Genomic DNA, 18,434 nt, shown 5'->3' with positions numbered 1-18,434 from the left:
GGGCTCAGGCCTGCTCGCCCAGGTTCACACCCAGGCGCTTGAGCGCGAGCTTCAGCGCATCAGCGAGGTTAGCCTTGGTAGTCAGGGTGCCCAGGTCCAACCCCAGGTGCACGATGGTCTGCGCGATCTGCGGGCGCACCCCGCTGATGATGCAGTCGGCGCCCATCAGCCGGATGGCGGTGACGGTCTTGAGCAGATGCTGGGCGACCAGGGTATCGACAGTCGGCACACCGGTGATGTCGATGATGGCGATTTCCGAGCCGGTGTCGACGATACGTTGCAACAACGACTCCATCACCGTCTGGCTACGCTGCGAATCGAGCGTGCCGATCAGCGGCAGGGCCAGCACGCCATCCCACAGCTTGACCACCGGAGTGGACAACTCCAGCAGCTCTTCCTGCTGGCGCTTGATAACCGCTTCGCGGGTCTTTTGATAGGTGCGGATGGTGTGCATCCCTAAAGTGTCGACCAGCTCGGAGATCAACCACAATTGCTCGGCCAAGCGAGCCGGGTCGTCGCTGAAATGCGTTTGCAGCAGGCTGAACAGCGGCCCCTTGAGGGCGAAGATGAAATACACCGCCTGGTGCGAGTCGTGCCCCAGTTGGGCGCGGCTGGCCGAGAGTTTTTCCAGGAACCGGCGGGTTTCATCCCAGTCGCTGATGGCGATGTCATTGCCACTGCCTGTCTGCAAGACATCGACCAGCAGTTGCAGGAAATCGCGGGTTTCCTGCAACAGGGTCTGTTCCTTGATATTGCGGGTAGCGCCATTGGCCTCAAGCGCTGCCGTCCATTGCTCCAACAACTGCGCCTGGTTGTGCTTGATGGCTTCCAATGTGCTGCCGTGCAGTGCTGCCATGTGTGTTCGCTCCTATGCGGTTAGGCCGGCATCCCCATGAACAGCCGACCTGCAAAGAATGACATTTAGCGCTGCAAATAGTTGTAGAGTTTGAAAAGATAATTGCAATGAGCCACCGCGCCATGGCTCCTGGCTTGGGGCAGAGGGAAAGTGAGTGAGGAACGGGTTCCGCGGCAACGCGCAATAGAGCGTGTAAGCTCAAAAAGCGCCAAGTCCTTGCTTATTTGGCCTGGAAACGAAAAAACCCGCCTATAGGCGGGTTTTTCGTATCAACCATTCCAGACTGGAAAGGTTGAGAATATGGTGGGTCGTGTAGGATTCGAACCTACGACCAATTGGTTAAAAGCCAACTGCTCTACCAACTGAGCTAACGACCCGTTGGATGGCGCGTATATTACTGATTTCTCAGAGGAAATCAACACCCCATCGCAACTTTTTTCAAAAATACCGGGTGGGATCCTCTACACCGGCCGCCTTGAAGCCGTCAGCCCGCAGGCGGCAGCTGTCGCACTTGCCGCAGGCACGCCCGTCGTCGTCGGCCTGGTAGCAGGAAACGGTGAGGCTGTAGTCCACGCCACGGGCAATGCCCGCCTGGACGATCTGCGCCTTGCTCAGGTTCTGCAACGGTGCCTGGATGCGGAAGCCCTGCCCTTGCACGCCGGCCTTGGTGGCCAGGTTGGCCATGCGCTCGAAGGCCTCGACAAATTCCGGGCGGCAGTCCGGATAACCGGAATAGTCCACGGCGTTGACACCAATGAAGATGTCACGGGCTTCGAGCACCTCCGCCCAGCCCAGGGCCAGGGACAGGAACACGGTGTTGCGAGCCGGCACGTAGGTGACCGGAATTCCCTCGCTCGGCGCCTCGGGCACATCGATGCTGCTGTCGGTCAGGGCCGAGCCACCGATGCCGTCGAGGTTCAGGCCGATCACCTTGTGTTCGACCACGCCCAGGTCACGGGCAACCCGCGCCGCGGCGTTGAGCTCGGCGCGATGGCGCTGGCCGTAGTCGAAGCTCATGGTGTAGCACTGGTAGCCGTCGGCCTTGGCCATGGCCACCACGGTGGCCGAGTCCAGGCCACCGGACAGCAGGATTACCGCGCGTTTGTCAGTCATGTTTTTCTCCTCAACGTCCGGGTTCGTCGTTCCACAGCAACTTATGCAGCTGCAGCTGGAAACGCACGGGCAAGTTGTCGGCGACGATCCAGTCGGCCAGGTCGGTAGCGCTCACCTGATGATGGCTGGGCGAGAACAGCACCTCCCCGGCACGCTCGGCCAGGTTGTACTGAATCAGCTTGGAAACCGCCCAATCGTAATCCTCGCGGGAACAGATGACGAACTTGACCTGGTCGTTGCCGGTCAGCAGCTCGATGTTCTCGTAGCGGTTGCGATGGGACTCTTCCGAGCCTGGGGTCTTGAGGTCGACCACGCGACTGACCCGGGTGTCGACGCCACTGATGTCGAGGGCGCCGCTGGTTTCCAACGACACGTCATAACCGGCATCGCACAGGCGCTGCAGCAACGGCAACGCGTTGGGCTGGGCCAGCGGCTCGCCGCCGGTCACGCAGACGTAGCGCGGCCTGAAGCCGGCGACCTGCTCGAGGATCGAATCGAGGGTGCGAATAGTGCCGCCACTGAAGGCGTAGGCACTGTCACAGTACTGGCAGCGCAGGGGGCAACCGGTCAGGCGCACGAAAACCGTGGGCAGCCCGGCCGTTCGCGTTTCACCCTGCAACGAGTAAAACACTTCGGTGATGCGTAATGTGTCTTGCATGATCGCCACGGGCGTGACAGCTGAACAGGCTGTCCGCCTCCGTCAGGCACTGTCGCGGACTCGACATGGCGTTATCCGCGGCAGCGTGTTTACGAAAAAAGGGCCGTGATTCTAACGAAAAAACCCGCGACAGGCGCGGGTTTATTCATCAACGGATCGCTCAGAGCTTCTGCAGGTCGCGCTGGGCCAGTTGTGCGGCGGAAGTGCCGGGGTACTGGGTGATGACCTGCTGCAGGATGCCCTTGACCTTGTCGGTGTGGCCCATGCGGCGCTCGACATCGGCCAGCTTGTACAGCGAGTCCGGCACCTTGCTGTGTTTCGGGTACTTCTGGCCGACTTCGGCGAAGGCCTGGCTGGCGCCTTGCAGGTCGCCCTTGGCCAGGTTGACCTCGCCGAGCCAGTACTGGGCATTGCCGGCGTACTGGCTGTTGGGGTACTTGCGCAAGAAGGCGTTGAAAGCCTGGCTGGCCTTGTCGAAGTCTTTCTGCTTGATCAGGTCGAAAGCGGCATCGTAATACAGCTTCTCTTTCGCCGGATCACCCGGCTCGCTGCTGGCGGCCGGTGGCTGCGCGGCGCTGGCGCCGGCGGCGGCACCCGTGGCTGCGTTGTTCGCGCCACCGGTGGAGGAATTGTCTGGAGTCGCGGCAGGCGCGGCACCGCTGCTGATGCGGCGGTCGAGATCCTGGTAGCGCTCGAGGTTTTCCTGCTTCATGCGCGACACATCGTTCTGCAACTCTTCGATGATGCCTTGCTGGCGGGAAATCTGGTCCTGCATCTGCTGCAGCTGCATGAACAGCTGGCCATTTGCAGAAGCAGGGGCCGAAGCCCCTGCTCCGGCATAGGCGCCGCTCGTGCCATAACCCGCAGGTGGATAGCCACCCGCGTTGTCATCTACTACGGGAACCGCAGCCCACGCCGAAAGGGGCAGGCTGAGTGCGAGGACGGTTACAGCACGACGGCACATACGCATAAGAACTTACTTACGCAGTTCTACGCGACGGTTCTGAGCCCAGGACTGCTCGTCGTTGCCGGTGGCAACTGGACGCTCTTCGCCGTAGGAAACCAGTTCCAGTTGAGCAGGGGAAACGCCCTGCAGAACCAGGTAGCGCTGAACGGCCTTGGCACGACGCTCACCCAGAGCCATGTTGTACTCGCGGGTGCCGCGCTCGTCGGTGTTGCCTTCCAGAACAACGCGGTTGCCGTTGGCTTTCAGGTCCTTGGCGTGAACGTCCAGGGAGCGCATGGCTTCTGGCTTCAGATCCGAGCTGTCGTATTCGAAGTAGAAGGTGGTGATTGCGCGCAGGGCGGCTTCTTCGCTCAGGGAGCCGTCGACAGCGCCAGTGTTGGCACCGTAGCCAGCGTTCGGGTCAACAGCGCCTTCACCAGCGTTGTCACCGCCCTTCGAGGAGCAACCTACAGCTACGGCCATGGCCAGAGCCAGCGCAGCGAATTTACCAAACTTCAGCATTTCCATCGTGAAACTCCTAATGAAACCCCAGTGTGTTAAGCAAAAAATGTTACGCCGCAATCAGTTCAGGTAAGGGGACCAGGACGGTTCTCTGACTTCGCCTTGAGCGGTAGGAAGTGGGAGCCTCACACGGCCGTTAAGCGACACGAGCATCAAGACTCCCCGGCCCTGCTGGCGGGTGGCGTAGATTAGCATGGTGCCGTTTGGCGCAACAGTGGGAGACTCATCAAGACTGGTCTCGGAGAGAATCTTTACACTTCCGCGTTGCAGGTCCTGAGCGGCCACCTTGAAGTTGGTGAAGCCCTGCTGGCGATGGATCATCACCAGGGTCTTCTCGTCCGCCGACAATTTCGGGTTGGCGTTGTAGTTGCCAACGAAGGTCACGCGCTCGGCACCACCGCCACCAATCGACTGTTTATAGATCTGCGGCTTGCCACCACGGTCGGAGGTGAAGTACAGGGTGTTGCCATCCTTGCCCCAGAACGGCTCGGTATTGATGCCCGGGCCTGCGGTCACGCGGGTGATCTGGCGCGAGGCCACGTTCATCACGTAGATGTCCGGGTTGCCATCCTTCGACAGCACGAACGCCAGGCGGGTACCGTCAGGCGACCAGGCTGGAGCGCCGTTCAGGCCTTCGAAGTTGGTGATCTGCTCGCGACGGCCGGTGTCGATGTGCTGGATGAAGATGCGCGGACGCTTCTGCTCGAACGAGACATAGGCGATACGCTTGCCATCCGGCGCGAAACGCGGCGACAGGATCGGTTCCCGCGACTGCAACAGGGTCACTGCACGGGCACCGTCGTAGTCCGAACGCTGCAGGGTGTAACGGGTGTTGTTGGTCGAGAAACGCTCGGCGGTCACGTACAGCATGCGGGTGGAGAACGCACCCTTGATCCCGGTGAGCTTTTCGAACGACTGATCGGCGATGTAGTGAGCCATGTCGCGCAGCTGGTCGACGCCGCCAGCAACACTGCCGGTCAGCACTTGCTGCTCGGTGGCGACGTTGAACAGCGCGTAGCTCACCTGCAGGCGACCACCTGCCGGCACGATGTTGCCGACCATGACGTACTGGGCGCCCAGGGCTTTCCAGTCACGGAAGATCACTTCGCTGGCCTGGGTAGGCAGGCTGATCATGTTCTGCCGCGGAATCGGCCCGTAGTAACCGGAGTTGCGCAGGTCGTTGCTGATGATGTCAGCCATGTCCTCGGGCAGCACGCTGCCGCCCTGCACGCCGAACGGCACTACCGCAATGGGAGTTGCCCGGTCGCTACCACTGGTGACCAGGATGTTCTTTTCTTCTGCCATGGCCATGCCTGCCACGCAGCAGAGCAAGACCAGGAGTCCTCTCAGACGTTTAATCACAACGCTAGATCCTCAGGTGTAAATGTCATCTTGAATGAACGATACGGATTGAAATCGCTCGGCTTCAAGCCCTGCATCTCGGTCAACCGACCAATGTTCTTCACCGCGGCCACGGCCGAGCTGTCGAACGGGCCGTCGCCGCTGGACTTGGCCACACTCACGTTGGTGATGGTGCCGTCCGGCAGCATGTTGATCTGCAGAACTACCGTCATGCCCTTGCGCGCAGATGGCGGACGCGCCCAACCTTCGGCCGCGCGCATGCGAATCAGGTCGTCGAAGTCGCCGGCCACCTGGTCACCCTGCTCGTCGGCCAGCGCCTGCTGCCGCTCGGTGGTGTCGGACAACAGCTCGGCGAGCGCCTGGGCCTTCTTGTCTTCCGCCGCCTTGCGAGCCGCTTCCTGTGCCTTTTTCTTCTGGGCGTCTGCCGCGGCCTTTTTCTTGGCCTCTTCAGCTGCCTTCTTCTTCGCCTCCTCGGCCGCCGCTTTCTTCTTGGCGTCCTCGGCTGCTTTTTTCTTCGCGTCTTCGGCGGCTTTCTTCTTCGCCTCTTCCGCGGCTTGTTTCTTGGCTTCTTCCTCGGCCTGCTTCTTGGCCTCTTCCTCAGCCTTCTTCTTGGCGATGTCGGCCTGTTGCTTTTCAGCGGCCTTCTTCGCTTCCTCGGCTTTCTTGGCCTCGGCGGCTTTCTTCTGCTCGGCGGCCTTGGCGGCCTCCTCAGCCTTCTTCGCCTCGGCGGCTTCGCGAGCCTCCTCGGCCTTTTGAGCGGCGTCGGCTTTCTTTTGTTCCGCGGCCTTCACGGCCTCCTGCTCGACCTTCTTCTGCTCCATCTGCTCGACCTCGGTCTGGCGCGAAGCGGTCTTCTTCGCCTCCCCGGCAATCTTCTGATTGGTCTGGGTGGTCGCCTGGCTCTTGGACTTGAGCTGGTAGAGCGTGGCCTGGACGATGGGCTTGGACGGCGGCAGCTCGGGGGTCATGGCAAAGCTGACGAACAGCATGCCGAACACCAGCACATGCAGGCCAATGGCCCAGACACTGGGCCAGAAGTAGCTTTCCGAGGCGGATGGCTCTCGCTGCTGCATCAGGGCGCCTCGGTAATCAGGCCAACGTTACCGACACCGGCCTTCTGCAACCCGCCCATGGCGCCCATGACCGCGCCGTAGTCGACGGCCTTGTCGCCTCGGATGAAGACCTGGGTCTGCTTGCCCTGGTCACGGCCGGCGGCGATGATCTTGGTCACCGCACCGGTCATTTCCGGCAAGGTCATGGCCTTGTCCATCTGCTTGTCGGTGTCGACTTCGCTGCCAAGGTTCCAGTAGTAGGTCTTGTCGGCCTTGATCGAGATGGTCAGGACCTGGACGTTGTTGTCCTGCGGCAGGGCTTCGCTGGAAACCTTGGGCAGGTCCACCTTCACGCCCTGGTTGAGCATGGGGGCGGTCACCATGAAGATGACCAGCAGCACCAGCATCACGTCGATGTAGGGCACCACGTTCATCTCGGCGACCGGCTTGCGTTTGTGGCGAACTCGGGCCATGGGTTTCTACCTGATCACTCTTCGCTGGTGTGTACTTTGCGGTGCAGGATCGCCTGGAACTCATCGGCGAAGGTGTAGTAGCGGCCAATCAGCACTTCACTGCGCGCGGCAAAACGGTTGTAGGCGATAACGGCGGGGATCGCGGCGAACAGGCCGATCGCGGTGGCAACCAGCGCCTCGGCGATGCCAGGCGCCACGGTGGCCAAAGTAGCCTGCTGGGCGCTGGCCAGGCCGCGGAACGAGTTCATGATGCCCCATACGGTACCGAACAGGCCGATGTACGGGCTGGTGGAACCGACGGTGGCCAGGAACGGCAGGCTCTGCTCGAGCTTCTCTTCCTCGCGGGAGATGGCTACGCGCATGGCACGACCGACACCTTCCATGACCGCGTCCGGGTCGACACCCGGCTGCTGGCGCAGGCGCGAGAACTCCTTGAAGCCGGCGCGGAACACCTGCTCGACACCCGAGTCCGGGTCAGGGTTGCTGCCTGCCTGACGGTACAGTTTGGACAGGTCGATGCCTGACCAGAAACGCTCTTCGAAAGCGTCCAGTGCACGACGACCGGCGCGCAGCATGGTGCTGCGCTGGAAGATCATGATCCAAGAGGTCACCGAGGCTGCCACGAGGGTCAGCATCACCAGCTGAACCACGATACTGGCATTGGCGACCAGGCTCCACATGGAGGTATGGTCGACGACGTTTGCTTCCACGCTTATTCTCCTGCGTTCGATTGAGTACCCGTGCCGTCCGCCAGGAAGGCGTCGCGCAGTTCTGGCGGAATGGCCCGGGGTTTGAAAGTGTCGGCGCGCACGGCGGCCACCAGGAACTGCCCCTCGCAGAGCAGCACTTCATCCTGTGTTCGCCACACCTGCTGCACGAAGCGCAGGCTGGCACGATTCAATTCAAGCACTTGCGCGGTCACCCGCAGCTCATCGTCCAGGCGGGCCGGCGCGTGATAGCGCGCCTCGCTGGAATGGACCACGAACAACAGGTTGTCCTGCGCCAGCTGGGCCTGGGAGAACCCAAGGTGCCGCAGCCGCTCGGTGCGGGCGCGCTCCATGAACTTGAGGTAGTTGACGTAATACACCACGCCACCGGCGTCGGTATCCTCGTAATAGACGCGACAACGGTGTGCGAACGGTTCCAGCCCATTTTGCGCGCGCATACTCTAGTGGTTACTCCTGAACTTGCCAATCCGCCCCGGCAACTGTTTTTGCATCGATAATGTCGTATTGCCAGCGAGCCTGCGGCGTGCCAGCGGTAGGACCACGAAAAACCCGATTTGATCTGTCATATGTCGTCCTGGGCGGCATATTCGCCACCTTCGCAGAAACGCCCGGGGATGTTCAGGCCGAAATGCAGGTAGGCGTGCCGGGTCACCACGCGGCCTCGTGGAGTACGCATGATGTAGCCCTGCTGGATCAGATAGGGCTCGAGCACGTCCTCGATGGTGTGACGCTCCTCGCCGATCGCCGCGGCAATGTTGTCGAGCCCCACCGGGCCGCCGTCGAACTTCTCGATCATGGTCAGCAGCAGACGGCGGTCGGAATGATCAAAGCCACGTTCGTCGACATCCAGCAGGTTCAGCGCCATGTCCGCCACCGCCTTGGTGATTTCGCCCTTGCCACGCACTTCGGCAAAGTCGCGCACCCGCCGCAGCAGGCGATTGGCGATGCGCGGCGTCCCCCGAGCCCGGCGGGCGATCTCGAAGGCGCCCTTGTCGTCCATCGGCAGCCCGAGAATGCCGGCCGAACGGCTGACGATGGTGGCCAGGTCCTTGTTGCTGTAGAACTCCAGGCGCTGGACGATACCGAAACGATCGCGCAGCGGGTTGGTCAGCATGCCGGCACGGGTGGTGGCGCCGACCAGGGTGAACGGCGGCAGGTCGAGCTTGATCGAGCGCGCAGCCGGGCCTTCGCCGATCATGATGTCCAGCTGGAAGTCCTCCATCGCCGGATAGAGCACCTCCTCGACCACCGGCGACAACCGGTGGATCTCGTCGATGAACAGCACGTCATGGGGCTCGAGGTTGGTCAGCATCGCCGCCAGGTCGCCCGGGCGCTCGAGAATCGGGCCCGAGGTGCTCTTGACCGACACGCCCATTTCCTGGGCGATGATGTTGGCCAGGGTGGTCTTGCCCAGGCCCGGCGGGCCGAAGATCAGGGTATGGTCGAGGGACTCGTTGCGCCCGCGCGCGGCCTGGATGAACAGCGCCATCTGCTCGCGTACCACCGGCTGGCCGATGTACTCGTCCAGGCGCAGCGGGCGGATCGCGCGGTCCTGGACTTCTTCACGGTCGCGGCCACTGGCGGCGATGAGGCGGTCGGTCTCGATCACTTGGCAATCATCCCTTTAAGGCTGCGACGGATCAGTTCCTCGCTGCTAAGGCCAGCCTTGTCCTTGATCGCGGCAATCGCCTTGCTCGCTTCCTGTGGCTTGTAGCCCAGGGAGACCAGGGCGCTGACCGCGTCGGCCTCGGCCGAGGACTCACTGGCCACCGGCAGCGGGCCGTCGGAGACCAGGGTGAACATCGCCGGGGAGGTTTCCCACGCCTTGAAGCGGTCCTTGAGCTCGACCAGCAGGCGCTCGGCGGTTTTCTTGCCGACGCCGGGCACGCGCACCAGGACCGAGGCGTCCTGGGCCTGCACACAGCGCACCAGCTCGTCCACTTCCAGGCCGGACATCAGCGCCAGCGCCAGCTTCGGCCCCACGCCGTTGAGACGGATCAGCTCGCGGAACAGCTCGCGCTCGCGCTTTTCGGCGAAACCATAGAGCAGGTGGGCGTCTTCGCGCACCACCAGGTGGGTGTGCACGGTCACTGGCTCGCCGACCTTGGGCAGGCGGTACAGGGTGGTCATCGGCACTTCCAGCTCGTAGCCCACGCCGTTGACGTCGATAATCAGGTGCGGCGGCTGTTTTTCCGCCAGGGTGCCACGCAAACGTCCAATCACGTTCCGTTCCTTCCTCTCGGGCGCCGGTCGAAAACCGGTCCACCCTATCAGCAAATGCGCCGGGAGCGCGCGCCACCCGGACAAAATGTGTATCAGCGCATGAAGCGGTTACAGACGCAAGCGCCCGCCACGCCGCCGCGCTGTCGCCAACCCATGGGGAATCAGGCTGGAACGGGTATGGGCGTGGCACAGGGCGATGGCCAGGGCGTCGGAGGCGTCGATCTGCGGTTTCTGGGTCAGCTTGAGCAGGTGCATGACCATCATCATCACCTGCTCTTTATTGGCCCCGCCAGTGCCGGCCACGGCCTGCTTGACCTGGCTTGCGGTGTACTCGGCGATCTCCAGGCCGGCCTCGGCCGCAGCGACGATGGCCGCGCCCCGGGCCTGGCCCAGTTTGAGCGCCGAATCGGCGTTGCGCGCCATGAACACGCGCTCGATACCCATGGTCACCGGGCCATGCTCGCGGATGATTTCGCTCACTCCGCGAAAGACGATCTGCAGGCGCTCGTGCAGCTCGCCGCCGCCGGTGCGGATACAACCCGACGCCACGTACTCGCAGCCACGGGCGGTCTGGCGGACCACGCCGAAGCCGGTGATGCGCGAGCCGGGGTCGATACCAAGAATGAGAGTCATAACGCCTACAAAGATGTGCGAAATTGCCGGCCATATCGCAGGACAAGCCCGCCCCCACAAAAACTACACCGCCATCTGGCGCAAGTCTTGTGGGAGCGGGCTTGCCCCGCGATCAAGCCGATTGCCGAAACGATCAGCCCAGCGTTTCCATGATCTCATCGGAGATCTGTGCATTGGAGTAGACGTTCTGCACGTCGTCCAGGTCCTCGAGCATGTCGATCAGCTTGAGCACCTTCTCCGCACCGTCCTTGTCCAGCTCGGCACTGGTGGTCGGCTGCATCACGATCTCGGCGTCCGAGGCCTTGAAGCCGGCCTCTTCGAGCGCATTGCGCACGGCATAGAAGCTGTTGAACGAGGTGAACACCTCGAAGGAGCCATCGTCGTTGGCCACCACGTCGTCGGCGTCGGCCTCCATCGCGGCCTCCATCAGCGCGTCCTCGTCGACCGCAAGCTCGGCGGCGAAGCTGATCTGCCCCTTGCGCTCGAACAGGTAGGCCACCGAACCGTCGGTGCCCAGGTTGCCACCGCACTTGGTGAAGGCATGACGCACGGCGGCGGCGGTACGGTTGCGGTTGTCGGTCATGGCCTCGACCATGATCGCCACGCCGCCCGGGCCGTAGCCCTCGTAGCTCAGCTCTTCGACGTTGTCGCTTTCGTTGGTGCCGGCACCACGGGCCACGGCACGATCAATGATATCGCGGCTCATGTTGGCACCCAGGGCCTTGTCCAGCGCCAGGCGCAGGCGCGGGTTGGAGGCCGGGTCAGGACCGCCCTGCTTGGCCGCGACGGTCAGTTCGCGGATCCACTTGGTGAAGACCTTGCCTCTCTTGGCATCCTGGCGCTCTTTGCGGTGCTTGATGTTCGCCCACTTGGAATGACCAGCCATAACGACTCCGAATCCTTGAAACAGAAACAGGTTCCGCCCCGAAGGGCGGAACGTGAAGAATCCTGCGCCTCAAGCGCGGGGGCACCCCGTTGCCGGGGCACCCCGGTCGATCACTCGACCTTGGTCTGCTCGCGCAGACGGATGTGCAGTTCACGCAGGGCCTTGGCGTCGACCATGCCTGGGGCCTGGGTCATGACGCAGGCGGCGCTCTGGGTTTTCGGGAAGGCGATCACTTCACGGATCGACTGGGCGCCGGTCATAAGCATGACCAGGCGATCCAGGCCGAAGGCCAGGCCACCGTGAGGTGGTGCGCCGAACTTCAGGGCGTCGAGCAGGAAGCCGAACTTCTCTTCCTGTTCTGCCGCTTCGATACCCAGCAGGCGGAAGACCGCTTGCTGCATCTCTTTACGGTGGATACGAATCGAACCGCCACCCAGCTCGGTGCCGTTCAGGACCATGTCGTAGGCACGCGACAGCGCGGTGGCCGGGTTGGCCTCCAGCTCTTCAGGGGTGCACTTCGGCGCGGTGAACGGGTGGTGCAGCGCGGTGAAGCTGCCGTCTTCGTTCTCTTCGAACATCGGGAAGTCGACGACCCACATCGGCGCCCACTCGCAGGTCAGCAGCTCGAAGTCGTGACCCAGGCGGATACGCAGCGCGCCCAGGGCCTCGCTGACGATCTTGAACTTGTCGGCACCGAAGAACACGATGTCGCCATCCACGGCACCCACGCGGTCGAGGATGTTGTTGAGGTTGGCCTCGGGGATGTTCTTGACGATCGGCGACTGCAGACCCTCGACACCCTTGGCGCGCTCGTTGACCTTGATGTAGGCCAGGCCCTTGGCACCGTAGATGCCGACGAACTTGGTGTACTCATCGATCTTGCTGCGCGGCATGCTGGCGCCGCCCGGCAGGCGCAGGGCGGTGACGCGGCACTTCGGATCGTTGGCGGGGCCGGCGAAGACCTTGAAGTCGACGTCTTTCAGCTGGTCAGCGACGTCGACCAGCTCCAGCGGAATACGCAGGTCCGGCTTGTCGGAACCGTAGCGGCGCATGGCTTCTTCGAAGGTCATGTGCGGGAATTCACCGAACTCCAGGTCCAGCACTTCCTTGAACAGCTTGCGGATCATGCTTTCGGTCAGGCCCATGATCTCGGACTCGTCGAGGAAGCTGGTCTCGATGTCGATCTGGGTGAATTCCGGCTGGCGGTCGGCGCGCAGGTCTTCGTCGCGGAAGCACTTGGCGATCTGGTAGTAGCGGTCGAAGCCGGCGACCATCAGCAGCTGCTTGAACAGTTGCGGCGACTGCGGCAGGGCGAAGAAGCTGCCAGCGTGGGTGCGGCTCGGCACCAGGTAGTCGCGCGCGCCTTCAGGAGTCGCGCGGGTCAGGATCGGTGTTTCGACATCAAGGAAGCCGTTCTCGTCGAGGAAGCGACGGATGCTGCTGGTGATGCGCGAACGCAGGCGCAGCTTGTCGGCCATTTCCGGACGGCGCAGGTCGATGAAGCGGTAGCGCAGGCGGGTTTCCTCGCCGACGTCGGAGTATTCGTTCAGCGGGAACGGCGGGGTTTCCGCTTCGTTGAGCACGTTCAGCTGGTAGCCGAGGATCTCGATGGCGCCGGAGGCCATGTTGGCGTTCACCGCGCCTTCAGGGCGCTTGCGCACCTTGCCGGTGATCTGCACGACATATTCGCTGCGCACGCGGTCGGCGGCGGCGAAGGTTTCGGCGCGATCCGGGTCGAATACGACCTGGGCCATGCCTTCGCGGTCACGGATGTCGAGGAAAATCACCCCGCCGTGGTCGCGACGACGATGGACCCAGCCGCAAAGGGTGACTTCCTGGCCGTCCAGGGACTCGTTCAGTTGGCCGCAATAATGGCTGCGCATCATGATCGTGGTTTCGCTTCTCGTGATTCGTGTGTTCGGTGGAGGTCTTGGCCGCCCAAGGGGCTAATACTGCAAGACCTGGCGGATGCAATTCAACTCAGTCGGCCTTGTCGCCGCCTGCCAGATTCTTTTTCGCCCCGGTCTTGAAGTCGGTCTCGTACCAGCCGTTGCCACTCAGGCGAAAGCCGGGGACCGACAGCAGCTTCTTCAATGCCGGCGCCTGGCACGCCGGGCAATCGGTCAGCGGAGCGGCACTGATCTTCTGCAACACCTCCATTCGGTGTTCGCAGGATGCACATTGATAGTCGTACAGGGGCATGGGTGTCTCTCGTCAACCACATCGCACGCTGCCCAGGGCAGCAAAAAGCGGGATTATATATGGTAAAGAAGAGCAGCGCAGCCCGGCGATCAGTGCGCGTCTCGCGCTTCCTGCAGCCAGGCGACGCAGATCACCCTGACCAAGCCGCTGAAATTGCGCACCCCACCATGACGCAGGTGCACCTCGCGATCCACATAGGACAGCACGGCGCTCACCGAACAGCGGTTGGCCTGGGCGATGCGCTCCAGGATGCGCCAGTACACCACCTCCAGGCGCAGGCAGGTGGCAAAGCCGTTGAGCCGCACCGAGCGCGACACGGGCCCGGCCTGGGTCATGTCGAAATCTCGCCTGAACGGGTCGAGACGCGGGTTGCCGCCCCCCTGCCTTGCATTACCATCGATACCACGCATCGGATCGCCCATCGCACCGCTCCATCGTCACGAAACCACACCCCGTTCGTCAGCCGAACAGGTCCATGACCGTCATGAAGCGCCACCGACCAGGCCGATAGCAGCGGCAAAGCCTTCCCCGCAAACGCGCGGGCCCGATACCGCTGACGGTATCGGGCCCGGCTTCACTGGGTCGAACGACAAGCAACCGGCAATCAGTTCCCGTCGAGCAGGACCCGCAGCATCCACGCCGTTTTCTCGTGGACCTGCATGCGCTGGGTCAGCAGGTCGGCGGTCGGCTCATCACTGACCTTGTCCACCACCGGGAAGATGCTGCGCGCGGTGCGCACCACCGCCTCCTGCCCCTGCACCAGTTGGCGGATCATTTCCTCGGCAGGCGGCACCCCTTCCTCTTCCTTGATGGAGGAGTGGCGGGCATAGAAGGCGTAGGAACCCGGTGCCGGGAAGCCCAGGGCACGAATGCGCTCGGCAATCGAATCGACCGCCAGGGCCAGCTCGTTGTATTGCTCCTCGAACATCAGGTGCAGAGTACGGAACGACGGACCGGTGACGTTCCAATGGAAGTTATGGGTTTTCAGATACAGCACATAGGTATCCGACAACAGGCGGGACAACCCATCGACGATGGACTTGCGATCTTCTTCACTGATACCGATATCGATTGCCATGAAGCTCCCCTTTCCATAAGGCTTGATCATCAAGCGGGCAGCAAACACTCTAACAAGAGTTGCCGCCCGGCGCATGCGGCACAGGGCCGCCCGTGCCAACCGGTTTGAGAAGCCTGCGCCTTTGCTGTTAAATAGGCAGTGTGCCACCCGTGCGGATTGTCAGTGCCGGGTGCATAGGCTGGCCCGCCACGTTTTCGCGCCTACCGTTCACGCGCACCGTGCGACCAGCTCATCCTGTGATCGGCCTTATCAATGTGAGCCAAACCAATGTTCAAGATCGTCCATCTGGTGACGGGCCTGGCGGCGTTGCTGCTATCGCTCATACCCAGCCTGAAAGCTGACGCAACACCCTTCCTGCAACAACCCGAAGCCGTCTACCTGGCGCTGCTCGGGCTGCTCAACCTGGTCATTGCCCCGGTACTGCCGCAGTACTACAAAGGCATGCGTCAGCAATTGCAACACGCCGCCAGCCTGCTGCTGGTGCTGGCTGTGGTGCTGCAGACCGTCACCCTGCTGGCCCGTCCGGAGCTGGGCAACCTGCCAGCCCTGGCCTGTGCTGTCCTGGCCTGCGCCCTGCACCTGATTGCCGGCTTCGTTCGCGGCACGCGAAAGGCCCGCTCCACCCAAGGCACTTCGCATGACGCCGGCAATCGCGATACCGGCACCGTGAAGTGGTTCAACACCTCCAAGGGCTTCGGCTTCATCTCCCGCGACTCCGGTGACGATATCTTCGTGCACTTTCGCGCCATCCGCGGCGAGGGCCACCGGGTGCTGGTCGAAGGCCAGCGCGTGGAGTTCTCGGTGATGCACCGCGACAAGGGCCTGCAGGCCGAAGACGTGGTCGCCGTCGCGCGCCGCTGACCCTTTGCCGCCGCCGCGCTCAATAATGAGGCGGCGGCGCTTCTTCTTCCCCGCCGCCCTGCTGGCCGGCCATTTCCTCGTAGCGCTTGATCAGCTCCGCCATCTGCAATTGCAAGCGTTCGATTACTCGACTTTGCTCGACAATCACATCATTGAGCGCCTGCAAGCTGTCGTCCTGGAACGCCTGACGGGTCTCCAGTTCGACCATGCGCATTTCCAGCTCCTGCGACATCCTCAAGCCCCCTTGAAGCTTTCGCCCAGCAGCGCACGCACTTGCTGGCGAATGCCGTCGATCTGTTCCTGGGTGTAGCCGATGGCCGGCACCTTGCCCCAAACCGGGGCAGGCCAGGCAGCATCACCCTGGCGGCGCACGATCACATGCATGTGCAACTGGCTGACCACGTTACCCAACGCCGCGACATTCATCTTGTCGGCGGCAAAGGCATCCTTCAGCGCTTCGGCCAGGGCGGTGGTCTCGACCCACAGTTGCTGCTGGTCGGCCTCCTCGAGCTCGAACACTTCGGTGATATCGGCGCGACGCGGCACCAGAATGAACCAAGGGTAGTTGGCATCCTTGCTCAGCAGCAGGCGGCACAGCGGCAGGTCGCCCAGCACCAGGGAATCCTCCTGCAGACGCGAATCGAGGGTGAACACGGCAAACCTCCTTAAAGCGATTCAGCCCTTCCGAGCGGTCGGGCACAGGCGCGCAAGGATACTCCGCTTCGACCGCTGCCACACCCGTCGACGTCGACCCTGGGCATTTGTGGCACGCGAATGACAACATCAACGCCCTGCTTCGGTAACACTGCGCTACTTTTCGCACCAAAATGATGCCGCTCGCCAGACCTTCGCCACACATCCTTCACATAAAACAGCCAGGATAAACAATCGGCGGTAACACCTTGACTTGGAAGGCAGCTTCACAAGCAAACACATGGAAGGATCGCGACCCACAGACGAACCGGTCGCGCCCCGTGTTTGCGGAGGTTTCCCAGCCCCGCTCAAGGCAAATGTGAAAATTTCATCAAGCGTTCGTGATTTTGAGCACGCTTGTTGCATTCGTTTCACGCCAAGTCGGCACGCCCCCTGCATTGCGGGGTGGACGCGACAAATAACAACAGCGGCATCGGATAAACCAGGGAGTTTCACAAGCCGTACTTTGTATTTATACAAAAATGACGGTTTCGAGACAGCGCTGGAGTTGTACGCCCTTATATGACAGGCGTGATTTGCGACATGGAGACAACCAACAGCGACATGGCCATAAAGTTACCGAAAGGTTGTTTCTGCCCATATCGCCAAGAATAGTCCGCGTGATATACATTTTCGCCGACATAACAAGAAAGAGCCGGCCCCATAACTAAAATACCCGGGTGCGGCGGTACTCTTCCTAAAAACCAAAGGAGCAAATCACGATGCGCGTGATGAAGTGGAGCATGATCGCCCTGGCCGTAGCGGCAGGGACTTCGCAACTGGCTGTCGCCTCTTCGCAGGACGAGTCCAAGGGTTTCGTCGATGACAGCACGCTGAACGTGAAAATGCGCAACCTGTATTTCAGCCGCGACCGTCGCAACGATGACCGTGACCCGGAGACAGGTGACCGCCAGAGCCGTCAAGCCGAATGGGGCCAAGGCTTCATTGGCACCTTCGAATCCGGCTTCACCCAAGGCACCGTTGGCGTCGGCGTCGACGCCATCGGCCTGCTGGGCATCAAATTGGATGGCGGCCGCGGAACCACCAACACCGGCTTGTTCCCGGTCGACTCCGAAGGCCGCCCGGAAGATAGCTACTCCAAGGGCTACGGCGCGGTAAAAGCTCGCATCTCCAACACCGTGCTGAAATTCGGCGGTCAGTTTACTGCACTGCCAGTCTTCGCCACTGACGATAGCCGTCTGCTGCCTGAAGCCGCCGAGGGTTTCCTGCTGACCAGCAAGGAGATCGAAGGCCTTGAGCTCAACGCGGGTCACTTCACTCGCCTCGACGCACAAGCCCAGAGCTACAAGGACAGTATCCGCGGACGCAACGATGCCGGCATCAAGAACGGCGGCCTGACCGAAGCGAACATCTTCGGCGGCACCTATGCCATCACCGACGGCCTGAGCACCAGCCTCTACTACTCCAAAGTCGAAGACTACTGGCGCAAATACTACGCCAACGTGAACTGGGCAGTACCGCTGTCCGATAAACAAGGCCTGGTATTCGACTTCAACATCTACGACACCAAGAGCAGCGGCGCCGCCAACGTCAAGGCGTTCGATGGCGACAAGCTCGACAACCGAGCCTTCAGCCTCTCGGCCGCCTATAACGTAGGCGCGCACACCTTCACCCTCGCCTACCAGAAGGTCACCGGTGATGGCGACTACGCTTACGGCATCGACGGCGGCGGCACCGTGTTCCTGGCCAACTCCATCGCCCGCTCCGACTTCAACGCCGAAGACGAGAAGTCCTGGCAGGCACGTTACGACCTGAACTTTGCCGAGTACGGCATTCCAGGCCTGACCTTCATGACCCGTTACGCCCGCGGCAGCGACGCCAACGTCGCCGGCACCACCAACGGCAAGGAATGGGAACGCGACATCGACATCAAGTACGTACTCCAGGAAGGCCCGGCCAAAGACCTGAGCTTCCGCGTGCGCCAAGCCACCTACCGCTCCGCCGACGGTGTCTACTATGGTTCCCCGTCGCTGGACGAACTGCGCCTGATCGTCGAGTACCCGCTGAGCATCCTGTAAGCCCTTGCTTGCATCGCTCTGCGAATGAAAAAGCCCGGCAATCGCCGGGCTTTTTCCTGGCTGACAGAAAAGCCTGACTGCTGCATTCTGTACGCTTTCGTTTCGCCCC

Annotated in this window: 22 protein-coding genes and 1 tRNA gene; 2 read left to right on the top strand and 21 right to left on the bottom strand. The window is 62.0% G+C overall.

Features of this window, described 5'->3' with window-relative positions; translation table 11 throughout:
* Positions 1-4: 4 nt before the first annotated feature.
* The 19 genes from ACVWZ5_RS20480 to ACVWZ5_RS20390 form a co-directional block, all read right to left on the bottom strand.
* Entirely contained in the window at positions 5-856 is an 852-nt protein-coding gene (locus ACVWZ5_RS20480; protein WP_062361232.1) for an STAS domain-containing protein, read from the bottom strand.
* Between the two features lie 301 nt (positions 857-1,157).
* Positions 1,158-1,233 (bottom strand) — tRNA-Lys (locus tag ACVWZ5_RS20475).
* Positions 1,234-1,294: 61 nt separating this feature from the next.
* A complete protein-coding gene (queC, locus tag ACVWZ5_RS20470) occupies positions 1,295-1,969 on the bottom strand; it encodes a 7-cyano-7-deazaguanine synthase QueC (RefSeq protein WP_062574890.1) in 675 nt (224 codons plus the stop codon).
* A gap of 10 nt (positions 1,970-1,979) precedes the next feature.
* Positions 1,980-2,627, bottom strand: coding sequence for a 7-carboxy-7-deazaguanine synthase QueE (gene queE / locus ACVWZ5_RS20465; protein ID WP_028690579.1), 648 nt, complete (start codon positions 2,625-2,627; stop codon positions 1,980-1,982).
* A gap of 160 nt (positions 2,628-2,787) precedes the next feature.
* Positions 2,788-3,597: a tol-pal system protein YbgF gene (ybgF, locus tag ACVWZ5_RS20460; protein WP_028690580.1), complete on the bottom strand. Its 810-nt coding sequence runs from the start codon at positions 3,595-3,597 to the stop codon at positions 2,788-2,790.
* Positions 3,598-3,603: 6 nt separating this feature from the next.
* A complete protein-coding gene (gene pal / locus ACVWZ5_RS20455; RefSeq protein WP_028690581.1) occupies positions 3,604-4,101 on the bottom strand; it encodes a peptidoglycan-associated lipoprotein Pal in 498 nt (165 codons plus the stop codon).
* 54 nt (positions 4,102-4,155) lie between these two features.
* Positions 4,156-5,406, bottom strand: a complete 1,251-nt coding sequence (gene tolB / locus ACVWZ5_RS20450) for a Tol-Pal system beta propeller repeat protein TolB (protein WP_051555667.1) — start codon at positions 5,404-5,406, stop codon at positions 4,156-4,158.
* Positions 5,407-5,453: 47 nt separating this feature from the next.
* On the bottom strand, positions 5,454-6,530 hold the full coding sequence (gene tolA, locus ACVWZ5_RS20445; RefSeq protein WP_062574892.1) for a cell envelope integrity protein TolA: 1,077 nt from the start codon (positions 6,528-6,530) through the stop codon (positions 5,454-5,456).
* The gene (gene tolR / locus ACVWZ5_RS20440) at positions 6,530-6,982 is read right to left on the bottom strand and encodes a protein TolR (protein WP_011535155.1); all 453 of its coding nucleotides are present in this window, start codon (positions 6,980-6,982) and stop codon (positions 6,530-6,532) included. Before tolR ends, tolA begins: the two co-directional genes overlap by 1 nt.
* Positions 6,983-6,996: 14 nt before the next feature.
* Complete coding sequence (gene tolQ / locus ACVWZ5_RS20435) at positions 6,997-7,692, bottom strand: protein TolQ (RefSeq protein WP_028690584.1); 696 nt, start codon at positions 7,690-7,692, stop codon at positions 6,997-6,999.
* A gap of 2 nt (positions 7,693-7,694) precedes the next feature.
* Entirely contained in the window at positions 7,695-8,147 is a 453-nt protein-coding gene (gene ybgC / locus ACVWZ5_RS20430; RefSeq protein ID WP_062361235.1) for a tol-pal system-associated acyl-CoA thioesterase, read from the bottom strand.
* Between the two features lie 125 nt (positions 8,148-8,272).
* Positions 8,273-9,319, bottom strand: a complete 1,047-nt coding sequence (gene ruvB / locus ACVWZ5_RS20425; RefSeq protein WP_028690586.1) for a Holliday junction branch migration DNA helicase RuvB — start codon at positions 9,317-9,319, stop codon at positions 8,273-8,275.
* Positions 9,316-9,933, bottom strand: a complete 618-nt coding sequence (ruvA, locus tag ACVWZ5_RS20420; protein ID WP_011535159.1) for a Holliday junction branch migration protein RuvA — start codon at positions 9,931-9,933, stop codon at positions 9,316-9,318. Before ruvA ends, ruvB begins: the two co-directional genes overlap by 4 nt.
* A 108-nt stretch (positions 9,934-10,041) precedes the next feature.
* The gene (gene ruvC, locus ACVWZ5_RS20415; RefSeq protein WP_028690587.1) at positions 10,042-10,566 is read right to left on the bottom strand and encodes a crossover junction endodeoxyribonuclease RuvC; all 525 of its coding nucleotides are present in this window, start codon (positions 10,564-10,566) and stop codon (positions 10,042-10,044) included.
* A gap of 133 nt (positions 10,567-10,699) precedes the next feature.
* Positions 10,700-11,452 (bottom strand): YebC/PmpR family DNA-binding transcriptional regulator, encoded by a 753-nt coding sequence (locus ACVWZ5_RS20410; protein ID WP_062574893.1) that lies wholly within the window; start codon positions 11,450-11,452, stop codon positions 10,700-10,702.
* Positions 11,453-11,562: 110 nt separating this feature from the next.
* Positions 11,563-13,338: an aspartate--tRNA ligase gene (gene aspS / locus ACVWZ5_RS20405; protein WP_028690589.1), complete on the bottom strand. Its 1,776-nt coding sequence runs from the start codon at positions 13,336-13,338 to the stop codon at positions 11,563-11,565.
* A 94-nt stretch (positions 13,339-13,432) separates the two neighbouring features.
* Positions 13,433-13,654 (bottom strand): FmdB family zinc ribbon protein, encoded by a 222-nt coding sequence (locus ACVWZ5_RS20400; RefSeq protein WP_003254776.1) that lies wholly within the window; start codon positions 13,652-13,654, stop codon positions 13,433-13,435.
* A gap of 89 nt (positions 13,655-13,743) precedes the next feature.
* A complete protein-coding gene (locus ACVWZ5_RS20395) occupies positions 13,744-14,076 on the bottom strand; it encodes a ribbon-helix-helix domain-containing protein (RefSeq protein ID WP_225933257.1) in 333 nt (110 codons plus the stop codon).
* A 182-nt stretch (positions 14,077-14,258) separates the two neighbouring features.
* Positions 14,259-14,732, bottom strand: a complete 474-nt coding sequence (locus tag ACVWZ5_RS20390; RefSeq protein ID WP_028690591.1) for a Dps family protein — start codon at positions 14,730-14,732, stop codon at positions 14,259-14,261.
* A 267-nt stretch (positions 14,733-14,999) separates the two neighbouring features.
* On the opposite strand from ACVWZ5_RS20390, the gene ACVWZ5_RS20385 reads away from it, so the two are divergent.
* The gene (locus ACVWZ5_RS20385) at positions 15,000-15,593 is read left to right on the top strand and encodes a cold-shock protein (protein ID WP_028690592.1); all 594 of its coding nucleotides are present in this window, start codon (positions 15,000-15,002) and stop codon (positions 15,591-15,593) included.
* A 19-nt stretch (positions 15,594-15,612) separates the two neighbouring features.
* On the opposite strand, the gene ACVWZ5_RS20380 is transcribed toward ACVWZ5_RS20385, so the two are convergent.
* Complete coding sequence (locus ACVWZ5_RS20380; RefSeq protein ID WP_036986089.1) at positions 15,613-15,825, bottom strand: SlyX family protein; 213 nt, start codon at positions 15,823-15,825, stop codon at positions 15,613-15,615.
* A 2-nt stretch (positions 15,826-15,827) separates the two neighbouring features.
* Positions 15,828-16,247, bottom strand: coding sequence for an HIT family protein (locus ACVWZ5_RS20375; protein ID WP_028690594.1), 420 nt, complete (start codon positions 16,245-16,247; stop codon positions 15,828-15,830).
* A 761-nt stretch (positions 16,248-17,008) separates the two neighbouring features.
* On the opposite strand from ACVWZ5_RS20375, the gene ACVWZ5_RS20370 reads away from it, so the two are divergent.
* Positions 17,009-18,325: an OprD family porin gene (locus tag ACVWZ5_RS20370; RefSeq protein ID WP_028690595.1), complete on the top strand. Its 1,317-nt coding sequence runs from the start codon at positions 17,009-17,011 to the stop codon at positions 18,323-18,325.
* Positions 18,326-18,434 lie beyond the last annotated feature (109 nt).

Source organism: Pseudomonas sp. TE6283 (assembly GCF_054060555.1).
Note: the sequence above shows the minus strand (reverse complement) of the source record. Positions and strands in the feature narration are given on the sequence as shown.